Annotated in this window: 7 protein-coding genes; 5 read left to right on the forward strand and 2 right to left on the reverse strand. The window is 70.3% G+C overall.

The features are described 5' to 3' along the window. Window positions 1-1,660, forward strand: a 1,660-nt coding sequence (locus RAC69_RS15975) for a right-handed parallel beta-helix repeat-containing protein (RefSeq protein ID WP_375087697.1), incomplete at its 5' end; no start/stop codon positions are given. Window positions 1,661-1,729: 69 nt separating this feature from the next. On the opposite strand, the gene RAC69_RS15980 is transcribed toward RAC69_RS15975, so the two are convergent. Both RAC69_RS15980 and RAC69_RS15985 read right to left on the reverse strand, forming a co-directional pair. Further along, window positions 1,730-3,406, reverse strand: a complete 1,677-nt coding sequence (locus tag RAC69_RS15980) for a polysaccharide deacetylase family protein (RefSeq protein WP_375087698.1) — start codon at window positions 3,404-3,406, stop codon at window positions 1,730-1,732. Next, window positions 3,403-5,616, reverse strand: a complete 2,214-nt coding sequence (locus RAC69_RS15985; protein ID WP_375087699.1) for a glycosyltransferase — start codon at window positions 5,614-5,616, stop codon at window positions 3,403-3,405. The genes RAC69_RS15980 and RAC69_RS15985 overlap by 4 nt, the downstream gene beginning before the upstream one ends. 125 nt (window positions 5,617-5,741) lie before the next feature. Between RAC69_RS15985 and RAC69_RS15990 the strand changes: the two genes are divergently transcribed. The 4 genes from RAC69_RS15990 (at window position 5,742) to RAC69_RS16005 (ending at window position 13,945) form a co-directional block, all read left to right on the forward strand. Beyond that, window positions 5,742-6,485: a CDP-alcohol phosphatidyltransferase family protein gene (locus tag RAC69_RS15990; RefSeq protein ID WP_375087700.1), complete on the forward strand. Its 744-nt coding sequence runs from the start codon at window positions 5,742-5,744 to the stop codon at window positions 6,483-6,485. Continuing rightward, window positions 6,475-7,392 (forward strand): glycosyltransferase family 2 protein, encoded by a 918-nt coding sequence (locus RAC69_RS15995; RefSeq protein ID WP_375087701.1) that lies wholly within the window; start codon window positions 6,475-6,477, stop codon window positions 7,390-7,392. Before RAC69_RS15990 ends, RAC69_RS15995 begins: the two co-directional genes overlap by 11 nt. A gap of 62 nt (window positions 7,393-7,454) precedes the next feature. After that, window positions 7,455-8,102, forward strand: coding sequence for a hypothetical protein (locus RAC69_RS16000; protein ID WP_375087702.1), 648 nt, complete (start codon window positions 7,455-7,457; stop codon window positions 8,100-8,102). Window positions 8,103-8,344: 242 nt separating this feature from the next. Further along, window positions 8,345-13,945, forward strand: a complete 5,601-nt coding sequence (locus tag RAC69_RS16005; RefSeq protein ID WP_375087703.1) for a PKD domain-containing protein — start codon at window positions 8,345-8,347, stop codon at window positions 13,943-13,945. Window positions 13,946-14,019: the final 74 nt, after the last annotated feature.

A 14,019-nucleotide genomic window follows, 5' to 3' on the forward strand; every position in this document is an offset into this window, starting at 1 on the left:
GGTCACCCCACCCGCAGGCAGCGGGACCGCGGGCTCGGCTCCGATCGGCACGACCTCCTACCCGGTCCCGGCGGGGGCGATCCATGTGGTGCCCGCCGACTCGCGTGCCTCCGGTTCCGGCGGTGCGGCCGATCCGATCGCGGGGGCGCAGAAAGCCATCGACGCCGCGCGCACCGGGGCTACACTCGTGCTCCACGGAGGAACCTACCGTGAGAGCATCTCCGTGCCGTTCTCGAAGAAGCTGACCATCCAGTCGGCGCCGGGAGAGGCCGTGTGGTTCGACGGCTCACGCCCCGTGTCGGGATGGACGGCGTCCGGGGGCACGTGGGTTGCGCCGTGGAGCACGTTCTTCGACTCGCGCGTATCCTTCAGCCAGGGCCGCGACGAGACGAGCTGGTGGGTGAATCCCTCGGCGCCGCTCGCGGGCTTCCCCGACCAGGTCTGGGTGGACGGGGCTCCCCTCAGCCAGGTCGGCAGCCGCTCGGCCGTCACCGCCGGCACGTTCTACGTCGACCAGAACGCCCGACAGCTCGTGATCGGCTCCGACCCGTCCGGGCACGCGGTCGAGGCGAGCGCCCTCGCCAAGGCCATCAAGATCCAGGGCGAGGGGACGACCGTGCGCGGCGTCGGGGTGCAGCGGTACGCGACGACAGTCGCGCTGCTCGGAGCGGTGAGCGCCGAGGTCGACGGGATCACCCTCGAGAACATGGTCATCCGCGACAACGCGACGGTGGGCCTGTTCGCGTGGAACGACGACAAGGTCTTCCGCAATATCACCGCCACCGGCAACGGTCTGCTCGGGATCGCGGTCAACGACGTCGCGGGCCTGCGGCTCGAGGATTCCGTCGTCACCGGCAACAACTCGGCACGCTTCAACTACACGCCGGTCGCGGGCGGTGTGAAGATGTCTCGGGCGTCCGACGTGACAGTCACCCGCAGCGTCATCTCCGGCAACGTCGCATCCACCGGGCTGTGGTTCGACGTCTCGAGCTCCCACCTGACGATCACCGACAACGTGCTCGAGGGGAACGGGCGAGAGGGTCTCGAGATCGAGCTGAGCCAGACCGCGGTCATCGCGGGCAACTACATCATCGGCAATGGGAACAGCGGCCTGTTCGTCTTCGACTCGGGGGATGTCGACGTGTGGAACAACACCCTCGCCGGAAACGGGCGCACGATCACGTACATGCAGGACGAACGCCGACAGGAGGTGGACAGCCTCCGCGGCCTCATCCCCTGGGTGACGAGCGACGTGGTGGTGCGGAACAACATCCTGTCCTACGGCGGCCAGGCCTGCCCGATGCTCACACAGGACCTCACCAACCGGTGGTACGGAAACGACTTCGGCGTCTCGCAGGACGCGAATCTGTACCATCGCTCCTCCGCGTCGTCGCCCTCCAACTTCGCGTGCTGGGCCGACGGCTCGCGGGGCACGCGCGGATTCACGACCATCGAGGAGTTCCGCGGACACACCGGTGGGGATGCCCGATCGGTGCTGGTGCAGGGAGCGCCCGTGATCGATCCGGTGACCTGGCAGTTGACGGCCGCTTCCCCGGTGCGCTCGACGTATTCTCTTCCCGGCATCCTGTCGGCACTGCTGGGCATCTCGCCAGGCACGGCCACAGTGGGTGCTCCGAGGCCTCCGATCACCGCCCGGTGAGGTGCGCAGCGCTGCGTCCCACGCAGCGCTGTGCATCGGCCCTGCGGATCCGCGTTGCGGATCCGGTGATCAGCCGACGAGCACCATGCGGCGGCGGAGGCGTCCGGCGCGCAGGGCGCGGCCCAGCGACACGGTCGACCAGCCCCGCTGCGCATAGGCGTCCAGCACGTCGGTGATGAGAGCCGCGCGGTCGAACGCCGCGATCGGGCCGTCGTCGACGCCGTCGTCGACACCCGCGCGGGAGTCGTGGGCGAGCACGATGGCGCCGGGACGGGTGCCCCTCAGGGCGCGCCCGAGGCGTTCCTCGTGGCTCGCGTCCCGACCGTCGAGCACGCTGGTCGTCCAGAGCACCGGCACCATCCCCGCGCGGCGTACCGCGCGCCACGTCGGCACCGAGAGCGCGCCGTAGGGAGGGCGGTACCAGCGGATGCGTGCGCCGGACTGCGCGGCGAGCTCGGCGCGCCCCTCCGCCAGCATCCTCTCCGCCTCGCCGGCCGGCAGCGACGTCAGCCGGCGGTGGTCCTCACCGTGCAGCGCGACCTCGTGCCCCTCCGCGACGATGCGCTTCAGCAGCTCGGGGTGACGGCGGGTACGGGTGAGCAGGACGAAGAACGTCGCCGAGGCGCCCCGGTCGGCGAGCAGGTCGAGGACGCGGGGGGTCCATTCGGGGTCGGGGCCGTCATCGAGGGTCAGCACGACGACGGGTTCGGCCGTGCGCACCGCATCGACGGAACGGAACAGCGGCGAGAGGCGGCGGAGTGCGGCGGCCGCGACGCCGCGGAACCGACGGCGTCCGGCACGCTCACGGGCGTATTCGGCGGTGCCGATTCCGAGCGCGCCCTGGACGAGGCCCAGCCCGCGCTGCACCTCGCGCGCGCCGCGGGCGCGGTGCGACAGAGATCCCGACACGAGTCCCCGCAGGTGCCGCAGGATGCCGCGGACCACCCAGCCGCCGGCTTTCGCGAGGTTGCGCACGCGGGAGACGGCTCGAGCGCCGGCGCCGTCCGCGAGACGCAGCTCGACCACGGACTGCGTCCGGCCGTGGTGGCGGGCGCGGGCCAGCGCGAACCGCCGCGTGGCGCGGCCCTCCTCGAGGGTGTCTTCGGCGACGGAGGCGGGGCAGGCGACGACCGCGCCTCCTGCCCGCACGATGCGGCGCGTGAACAGGGTGTCCTCGCCGCCGGAGAGACCGAGCGAGACGTCGAACGACAGCCCGGCGGCTCGGACCCACCTCAGATCGAGCAGGAGGTTGCCCGCGCCCGCGGCGGGCAGTTTCTCGCCGTCTGCGCGGCGCGGACGCGCGAACAGCCCGGAGGCGAGGACCCAGGGGTCGGTTCCCGGGGGGAACTCGGTGTGCACGTGGCCAGCGACCGCGACGGCTCCGGTGCGGCGCCACGTGTCGACGAGAGCTCTCAGCCAGTGCGGGTGGGGCACCTCGTCGTCGTCGATGAAGGCGAGGAGGTCGAAGCCGTCGCCGACGTCGAGCGCGTGCTGTCGCGCCGCTGCGATCCCGGGTCTCGGCTCCGGTGAGTACACGATCCGTGTCGCAGCGGACGTCTCCGCGGACGCGGCGGCGGTGACGCTCTCCGCGCTGCGATCGGGGTCGTTGTCGATCACGAACACCGCGACGTCGGCGGGGGCCTCGAGCTCGTCGAACCGCTGCGGCAGCACCGCGAGCAGGTCGCGCAGTCGATCAGGGCGGCGGAACGTGGGGATGGCCACGGCGATGCGGAGCATCTCCGTCATCGCCCGGCCCGCCGCAGGGCGTGCGCGGCACGGAACGCCTCGGAGTGCTGGCTTCCGACCGCAGCCCAGTCGCGCCGGCTCAGATCCGGAGCCCCCTCGACGCCCGCGGCGACCGCTTCGCGCACGCGGACGAGGTCGGATGCCGTGAGCTCGCCGTCGAACAGATGCACCCAGCCCTGACCGACCTCATCGGCCAGGGCGCGGTTCACCTCGTTGTCGGGCACGAGGATCGGCCGCGCGAGCGACAGCGCGGCCAGCGCCGTGCCGGAGTTGTGCATGTGCCGATAGGGCAGCACGATCAGCTCCGACTCGGAGATGCGACCGACGAGCTCCGCATCGTCGAGGAAACGGAAGTGGAAGTCGATGCGCTCGTCTCCGTCGGCCAGTCCGCGCAGCTCGTCCGCGAGGTCGTCGGTGGAAGGACGCCCGGCGATCGCGAGGGCGGATCCCGCGGCGTCCAGCTCGCGGAAGGCGGCGATCAGCTGCTCCACGCCCTTGTATCGACGCACGAGGCCGACGTAGCCGAGCCTCCCCGCGACCGCAGCGGGCGTCGGATGCGGAGCGAACCAGTCTCGATAGTGCCCATGCAGGATCGTGCGGCGCGCGTGCCCGGCGGGGAGCGGCGTGTCGTCGTTGAGCGTGATCGTGAGCGTGGTGAGGCGATCGAGGGCGCTCAGCAGCGCGAGGTCGATCCGCGCCATGTCCGATGGGCGCTCGAGATTGTGCAGGGTGCGCACGACGGCGACCTTCGTCAGGCGGATGCGCACGAGGAACAGGGCGGTCAGCAGCCGGCGAGCCATGCGGCCGGACAGGCGGTGACCGCCCACCAGCAGCTCCGGCCAGTGGACGTGGAACACGTCGAGTCGGCCGAGCAGGGCGCGTTTCCAACGGAAGAAGGACAGCTCGACGTCCGGCGTCCGATCGAGGGACTCGCACAGCTGCACCAGGTACGGATTCGTCGTCGGGCGCAGCTGCGTGAGCGACTCCATCACGACGAGCGGACGTCGCCTGTCGGCCTGCGCCGTGGCGTACCACCCGGCGACGACGGCCGGCAGTCTGTCCTCCGCCCACCGGCGGTGCGGGCGTCCGGGCGTCGACGAGGTGTCGCGGAGGGCGCGTGCGAGGCGGCGCGGCAGGTCGGCGGCGTTCGCGGGGACGACCCGGGCGTTGACGTCAGCGAGCGTCGGCGGGCCACCGAGATCGAGGCACACCACGGGCAGGCCCATCGAGCTCGCCTCGCCCACGATCCACCCGGCCTGATCGTGCATCGACGGGAAGAGCAGTGCGTCCGAGTTCGCGAGGGTCTCGAGCGTCTCCTCACGCGGCAGATGGCCGCGGAACTCGACGCGGTCGGTAACGCCGAGGTCGGATGCGAGCTGCTGCAGGCGACGTCGCTCGTATCCCTCGCCGAGGATGAGCAGGCGCCAGCCGTCGGCCTCGGACTGGGCGATGGTCTCGATGGCGAGCGCGGCTCCCTTCCAGGCGAGCAGACGTCCGGCGAACACCGCCGTCCTTCCCTCTGTCGACCCCTGGTGGGCGGGGATCTCCTCCGCGAACGCCGCGTTCGGCTCCACGACGACCCGACGCGCACGACGGAACCGATGCGCGACGTCGGGGTTCTGCGCGACCACGAGGGCTGCGCGGCGGGCGGTGGTGTCGCCCCAGAGTGCGCGCGGGAGCGCCGTGAGCACCGTGCGGGCGACCTCGGTGGCGGTGCCGCGCGGGCCGAGCCAGCGACGCAGTGTGCGGACGGGGACGCGGCTCGCCCCGCCCACCGGCCCCCAGATCACGGGGACGTCGAGGTCGGCGATGCCGCACGGCATCCAGTCGTTCGCGAACGTGACGTGGTGCGCGAGATCGAAGTTCACCTCGGCGTGCAGGCGTGCTGCGGTGCGCCCGGCGAGGCGCTGCCACAGCGCGTAGTACCAGTAAAGGTCCCAGCTGCGACGCTTCCAGCGCAGGATGCGCGTCGGCAGGTCGATGTGCACGACCGTCACCCTGGCGGCCAGCCGGGGGTCGGCTGTGAGGGCGGCGGAGAGCGACTCGCGGAACCGCTCCCTGGTGAGGATCCACACGTCACCGGTCGTCGCCGCCGCCCGTGCGATCGCCCAGCCGGCGGTCGCCTCGGGCCCCTGATCGGGGCCGCACGCGTACGCGCTGATCAGGACTCGAGGCCTGCGGTCTCCGCGTGGAGGGTCGACGACGGTCATGAGATGGTCCTCCCCTTCGCCGAGGCGTCGGCAGCGCTCCCCGGATGCGTGCCCCCTCGGCCAAGGCATACTCTATCTGGTGATCGACGCCCTCTCTGCGGGGTTCGACGGAGGGGACACGCCGAATGACCACGGAGAGCTTCGCCGACTCCATGAGGCGTCTCGCCTCGGCGCAGAAGGGCCGCGCGAAGGGCGCCCCCGGCTACAGCGTCTACGTCAACCGTCCCGTCGGACGCGTCTTCGCCGCGATCGCCCACCGACTCGGGATGACGCCGAACGGCGTCTCGGCGGTCAGCGCGGTCTTCACGTTCTCCGGCATCCTCGTCCTGGCTCTGGTCGAACCGGCCTGGTGGACGGGCATCCTCGTCTGGCTGCTGCTCGCGATCGGCTACGCACTGGATTCCGCCGACGGCCAGGTGGCCCGCCTGCGCGGAGGGGGGTCCCTGGCGGGGGAGTGGCTCGACCACTTCATCGACTCCATCAAGATCGTGACGCTGCCGATCGCGACCGCCGTGGCCATCTTCCGCTTCACCGATCTCCCCGACGCCTACCTGCTCGTGCCGCTGGGATTCGCGATCGTCGCGACGGCGACCTTCTTCGGCATGATCCTCAACGACCTCCTGAAGTCGTCGAAGGGGATCAGGTCCGCGGCGGACGCCGGGGGCGGAAGCTCGCTCCGCTCCCTCATCCTGCTCCCCGTCGACTACGGCATCGTGTGCCTCGTCTACGTCCTCTGGGGCTGGGCATCGGTCTTCGCCGTGGCGTACGCCTTCTTCTTCGCGGCGGCCGCCGCCTTCTGCCTGCTCGCCGCCGTCCGGTGGTTCCGGGCGATGACCCGACTGTCGAGCGTGTCTCCCGATGGTCGCTGAATCGGCGCTCGCGATCGTCGTCGTCAACTACGGATCCTCGAAGTTGCTCGAGCGCAATCTCGTTCCGGTGAGCGACGCCCTCCCCGGTGCCGCGGTCTACGTGGTCGACAACCGATCGAGCGAATCCGAGGCCGTCCGGGTGTCGAGCCTCGCTGCGCGTCACGGCTGGACGGCGCTCCTGCAACAGGGCAACACGGGGTTCGGCATCGGTGTCAACATCGGGGTCGAGGCCGCTCGGGCGGCCGGACGCACGCGATTCCTGCTGATCAATCCGGACGCGACGATCGATGCCGGATCGGCCCAGCGGCTGCTCGCCGCGGTCGAGGGCGACGCCCCCGTCGTCGCCGCCCCGGTGATCGAGGACGGAGCAGGGCGTACCTGGTCGGCAGGACACGTCCTCGATCTGCGCGACGGGTCGACGCACGGACGCGCCTGGGCACGACGCAATCCGCACGCGCCGGTGCGCCGCTGGCTGACCGGCGCGGTATTGATGATCAACGAGGCCGCCTGGAATGCTGTCGGAGGCTTCGACGACGACTATTTCCTGTACTGGGAGGACGTCGACTTCTCCCTCCGCGTGGAGGATGCCGGGGGTGCGCTCGTCCTCGCGGAGGATGCGAGAGCCGTGCACGACGAGGGAGGCACGCAGGGCATCGGCGACCCCGACGTTCACGCGAAGTCGCCGGTCTACTACTACTACAACGTGCGGAACCGCATGCTGCTCGCGCAGAAGCTCCTCGGCCCCGAGACCGCGCGGCGATGGGATGCGTCCTCCGTCTCCGCAGCACGCGAGGTACTGCTGCGGGGTGGGCGCAGGCAGCTTCTCCGACCGTGGCGCCCGCTGCGAGCGGTATGGCGGGGCTGGCGTGACGGGCGCCGTATCGCGCGACGATCCTCTGGGGCATGACCGGATAGAATCCACCCCGACCGCCGCGACCGTGAGCGGATGCATCAGGGGATGGAACGGACATGACCGAAGAGTCGACGAACGACACCGCCCGAGCGCCTCGTCGTGCGATGTGGTGGTGGGTGGCGGGAATCGCGATCGTCGTCGCCGGCGTGATCGTGTACTTCGCCGTGACCTCGTCCGGCGCTCCGGATGACGGTGACGCGTCGCCCTCTCCCACGACGTCGTCCAGCGCGACGGAGGACGCGGCGCAGGACGGGGATCCCGCAGCGGAGCCGACGCCGGATCCTTCGGCGACCTCCGAGACGATGCCCGAACTGGCGCCCGTGTCGCCCGACGACCCCGCCGACAACGGGGAGGGACTCACCGCTCGGATCGTGAAGATGGCGGCGGTGGAGGGCGAAGCGGTTCAGGCCGGAGAGATCGGTGGACCTGCCGTCCAGTTCACCCTCGAACTCACCAACGACACGGACGCCGCCGTCGACCTCGGATTCATCGCGGTGAACGCCTATATCGGCGATGACCGCACGCCGGCCGGCGGCCTGGTGCGCCCCGGGGGCGCTCCCTTCGAGGGGACTCTCGAACCGGGGAAGACGGCCCAGGGCGTGTACGTGTACACGATTCCGGAGGCGCAGCGCGGAGACGTCACGATCACCGTCGACTACCGGGCCGGACAGCCGGCGTTCGTGTTCCGTGGCGCGGTCGGCTGACCGAAAGTCGATGCCGGTCGGGCCGAAGGTCTGACACTCCAGGGATCCCCGCGACTTGCGTCTTGCCAACGCGACCGGTATGCCGCTACGATCAGCGCAGGGGAAAGGGCCGCCTATGGGGGGCGGCCTTCATCACGCGTCGCCGTAGCGCGCGCAGTGCCGAACTCTGGGGAGAAAAAGTGCACATCAATTGGGGTGGTCGCGTCGTCGCGGCCGAAAAGCAGGGCGCTCGACGCCCTCGCGTGGCACAGCTGTTGGGCGCTGTCGTCACCGCTCTCACTCTGACGGTCGGCGCGCTCGCCGTACCCGCAGCAGCCTCGGCGGACACTGCCCCGGCGCCGGGGACGCCGGAGACCGTCGCCGGCGACGCGCTGCCGACGGTGCAGATCGACGGCGTCGTCTACGCGCAGGAGGTCGTCGGCAACACCGTGTACGTCGGCGGAAGCTTCACCAAGGCCCGCCCCGCCGGTGCGGCCGCCGGAACGAACGAGACCCCGCGCGCGAACCTCCTCGCCTACGACCTCACCACCGGGAACCTGATCTCCTCGTGGAACCCCGGCACGAACAACACCGTCCTCGACATCAAGAAGTCGGCCGACGGATCCCGCATCTACGTAGCAGGCATGTTCTCGCAGGCGGCCGGTGCCTGGCGCTACCGTGTCGCCGCCTTCGACACCGCGACCGGCGCCCTCATCACGAACTGGGCACCCGAAGCCAACGGCCGCATCGACTCCGTCGCTGTCACCGATTCGTCGATCTACCTCGCCGGCGAGTTCACGACCGTCAACGGGGCTCAGCGCACCAAGGTCGCCGCCGTCAGTGCGAGCACCGGCGCCGTCACCGACTTCTCGGCCGACGTGCAGGGCGGGTACGGCGCGAAGGGTATCGTCGTGTCGCCCGACCGCTCCAAGGTCGTCATCGCCGGATCGTTCACCTCGGTGAACGGCTCCACCAACCCCGGCCGCGGCATCACCGCCCTCGACGCGAACACCGGCACGTTGCTGCCGTGGGCGATGAACAGCGTCCTGCGAAACGGCGGCACCGCTGCTGCGATGTACTCGCTGTCGTCCGACGGCGACAGCGTCTACGGCACCGGCTTCGACTTCGGTGGCACCTCCCAAGACGGCTTCGAGGGCGGATTTCGCGCGAGCTGGAGCGACGGCAGCCTGATCTGGATGGAGGACTGCCACGGCGACAGCTACGACATCACCCCCACCGCAGACACCATCTACGTCGTGGGCCACCCGCACTACTGCGGCAACGTCAACGGGTTTCCCGAGACCAACCCCCGGTCGTTCAAGCACTCGCTCGCCTTCTCGAAAGCACCCAACGGCAAGGCGATCACGAACGACACCCAGGGATACCGCAACTTCGCGGGACAGCCCACGAGCGACCTGCTCCAGTGGTACCCGGAGTACGTGCCAGGCGATTACACGAAGCAGTACCAGGGCCCGTGGCAGGTCACGGCATCCGGGAACTACCTCCTCGTCGGCGGTGAGTTCCTCAAGGTCAACGGCGCGAGTCAGCAGGGCATCGTGCGCTTCGCGACGAAGACCGTCGCGCCGAACAAGCAGGGCCCGCAGGTGCAGGGCGGAGCGTGGTCGCTGAGCGCCACCTCCTTCCAGACCGGCGTGAACCGACTCTCCTGGGCGGCGAACTACGACCGCGACAACCAGAGCCTCAAGTACCAGGTCTTCCGGCAGGACAAGGGCATGACCACGCCCATCTACGAGATCGATCAGCTCTCGAACTTCTGGACCCGCCCCGCCATGACGTACCGCGACAGCACGGCGGTGCCCGGCACCACGTACAACTACCGCGTCAAGGCCACCGATGCCTTCGGCAACAGCACGCAGAGCGACTGGACCCCCGTCACGACAGCGGCTGCCGGTGTCTCCACGTCCTACGACGACGCCGTGCTCACGAGTGCGCCCGTCGACTACTGGCCGCTCAACGAGAACAGCGGCGCCGCGGGCTTCGACTGGTCGGGCGGCAACGATCTCGTCGTCGCCAACGCGACGCGCGGCACGACCGGTCCGGTCGGCACGGCCACGGCGACGACGTTCTCCGGGTCCTCGAACTCCGGCGCGCGCACCGCGAACAGCATCCAGGGTCCGCAGACCTTCACGGCCGAGGCGTGGTTCAAGACGAGCAGCACGTCCGGCGGCAAGATCGTCGGCTTCGGCAACGCCGCCACCGGCAACTCCGGCAGCTACGACCGGCACGTCTACCTCGACAACTCGGGCCGCGTCACGTTCGGCGTGTACCCGGGGACCACGCGCACCATCACGACCGGCACCGGGTTCAACGACAACCAGTGGCACCACGTGGTGGCCTCGCTGAGCCCGGCCGGGCAGGTTCTCTACGTCGACGGCGTGAAGATCGGGGAGCGCTCCGACACGACATCCGCCCAGGACTACACCGGCTACTGGCGTATCGGCGGCGACAACTTCGGCTCCTGGCCGAACGTCGGCTCCAGCGGATACCTGAATGGGTCCATCTCGAACGTCGCGATCTACGACCGCGCGCTCACCCGCAAGGAGATCGACGCGCACTGGGTGGCCAGCGGCCGCACCAGCACGATCCCCGCGGCACCGGCCGACTCCTACGGCAAGTCCGTGTTCGACCTCGACCCGACGCTCTACTGGCGCCTGAACGAGACCGGCACCGGCACGACCGCCGCGGACTCGGGCATCAACGGCTCAACCGGTACGTACTCCGGCAGCACGAGCGTGCTCGTGAAGAACCAGACCGGCGCCATCTCGGGCGTGAGCAACAAGGCGGTGCGCTGGGCGCCGACCACGAGCTCCACGACCGTGCGCCTCGCGGGCACCAAGCAGTACGTGGCGCCGCAGGTCTTCTCGTCGGAGGCATGGTTCAAGACCACGACCACGGCCGGCGGCAAGATCCTCGGCTTCGGCGACAGCAACAGCGGCCTGAGCAGCAGCAACGACCGCCACATCTTCATGACGCCGAACGGCGTGCTGAACTTCGGCGTCTGGAACAACGCGCAGGTCACGATCAGCACCACGGGCTCGTACAACGACGGCCAGTGGCACCACGTGGTCGGTTCGCTCTCCGGTGACGGCATGGCCTTCTACGTCGACGGCACGCTGGTCGGCACGAACGCCAACACCGTCGCGCAGGACTACAGCGGCTACTGGCGGGTCGGCAACGACAGCGGATGGGCCGGTGCGACGACGTTCACGGGCACGATCGACGAGGTCGCCGTCTACGGCAAGCCGCTGACGGCCACGCAGGTGAGCGAGCACTACCAGCTCGGCGCCTTCGGCTCGGTGAACAAGGCTCCGACGGCGGCCTTCAGCTCCATCCCGACCGACCTGGCCGTCGCGTTCGACGCGTCGACCTCGACGGATCCGGACGGATCGATCGCCTCCTACGCCTGGGACTTCGGCGACGGCGCGACCTCGACCGACGGCCCGACGGCTGCGCACAGCTACACCTCGGGCGGCACGTACTCCGTGAAGCTCACGGTGAAGGACGACCGGGGCGCGACCGACAGCATCACGCAGTCGGTGACGGTGCGGGCGGCCAACGTGCTCCCGACCGCCGCGTTCGACGCGACCTCGACCCACATGAACGTCGCCGTCGACGCCTCGGCCGCCACGGACCCGGACGGCACCGTCGCGACATACTCCTGGTCGTTCGGCGACGGAGGGGTGGCCACCGGCAAGACCGCGACCCACGCCTACACCACGCCCGGCGAGTACACGGTCACGCTGACCGTGACCGACGACCGCGGCGGCAGCGCGACCACGAGCAAGCAGGTCACCGCGGCGCTCGCGCCCAACGTGCTGCCCAGTGCGGCGCTCACCGCGACGATCACGAACCTCTCGGCCGCCCTCGACGCCTCGGCGTCGTCGGACTCCGACGGCCAGATCGTCTCCTACACGTGGGACTTCGGCGACACGACGACGGCCACGACGACGACCCCGACCACGACGCACGACTACGCGGCGGGGGGCGCCTACACGGTCACGGTCACGGTCACCGACAACCGCGGCGGCACGGCATCCGCCTCCACGCAGGTGACCGCCGTCGAGCCCCCGAAGTTCACGGTGCTGGCGAACGACCAGTTCCAGCGCACGGTGGCAGCGGGATGGGGGGCCGCCGACAAGGGCGGCGCCTGGACCACGTCGGGTGGCAACGCGGCCTTCTCCGTCAACGGCACCACCGGCCGCATCGCCTCGAACATCTACGACACGCGCAGCGTGCTCCTGACGGGCGTCGCGTCCAAGAACTCCGACATCACGACGAAGTTCTCGGTCGACCGCACCGGTGCCGGGTACTCGTGGACCCTGATCGGCCGCCAGGTCGGTTCGGACAACTACTCGGCCCGCGTGCGGTTCGAGGCCGGCAACACGATGCGCGTCTACATCCTGCGCGGAGAGACCGCGATCGGCAGCTCGTACGTGCTGCCCGGCACCTACACGCCCGGCACCGAACTGTCGGTCCGACTCCAGGTGACCGGCACCTCGCCGACCACCGTGCGGACCAAGGTCTGGCGCTCGGCGGATGCCGAGCCCACGGCATGGCAGCTCTCCGGCACGGACACCACTGCCGCGATGCAGGCGGCGGGCTCCGTCGGTCTCCTGACGTACCTGGGCGGCACCTCGGCCACCCCGAACGCCATCATGAGCCTGAAGTCCTTCGCCGTGGTCGACCCGACCGCTCCGACCGCTCCGAACCAGCAGCCGACGGCGGCGTTCACGCCGACGGCGGCCGGCCTGAAGGTCACCGTCGACGGCTCGGCGTCGTCCGATCCGGACGGGACGATCCAGTCGTACGCGTGGAACTTCGGCGACGGAGGCACGGCCACCGGCGCGACGGCCTCGCACACCTACACGACGGCGGGCACCTACTCGGTCGTGCTGACGGTGACGGACGACCGCGGTGCCGTCGCCACGAAGACGACCGCCGTGACCGTCGCTCCGGCCCCGAACCAGGCGCCGGTCGCCGCGTTCACCCCCACGGCCACGGGCCTCGCGGTCGCAGTGGACGGGTCGGCGTCGTCCGACCCGGACGGGACGATCCAGTCGTACGCGTGGAACTTCGGCGACGGGGGCGCGGCCACCGGTGCGACGGCGTCGCACACGTACACGACGGCGGGCACCTACTCGGTCACGCTGACCGTGACGGATGACAAGGGCGCGACGAACGTTGTCGTGAAGCAGGTCACCGTGACCGCTCCTCCGGCGAACGCTCCGCTCGTCACCGACACGTTCACCCGCACGGTTCCGGCCGGTGGATGGGGTTCGGCCGACCTGGGCGGCGCGTGGACCCTCCAGGGTGGATCCGCGTCGTACTCGGTCTCCGGCACCGCTGGCCTCGTGTCGCTGGCCCCGTCGCAGACGCGCACGGCCCGGTTGGGTCTGTCAGGGACGGACGCGGTGATCCGCGTCTCGATCGCGGCCGACCAGGTCGCCACCGGCGGTGCGGCGACGGCCACGGTGATCGGCCGTCAGGTCGGCTCGTCGAACTACTCCGCCCGCGTCCGCTTCGAGGCCGGTGGCGGCGTGCGCCTCTACCTGCTCCGCGACGAGACCGCCCTCGGGTCCTACCTCATGCCGGGAGTGACCTACACGCCGGGCACCGTCCTGAACGTGGCGCTCTCGGTCACGGGCACCGCTCCGACGACCCTGTCGGCGAAGGTGTGGAAGGCGACCGACGTCGAACCCGCCGCGTGGCAGGTCACCGCGACCGACACCACCGCCGCCATGCAGACCGCGGGCACGGTCGGGCTGATGAATACCGTGTCCGGAGCATCCACCCTCTCCGCCACCGTGTTCACCTGGGACGACCTCACGATCACCAAGCAGTAAGCGTCGTCGTAGCACCGCAGGCCCCGTGAGATCCGTCGCGGGGCCTGCGGTGTTGAATGGCGTAGAAGCCCCGT

The organism is Microbacterium sp. LS_15 (assembly GCF_041954735.1).
GTDB lineage: Bacteria > Actinomycetota > Actinomycetes > Actinomycetales > Microbacteriaceae > Microbacterium.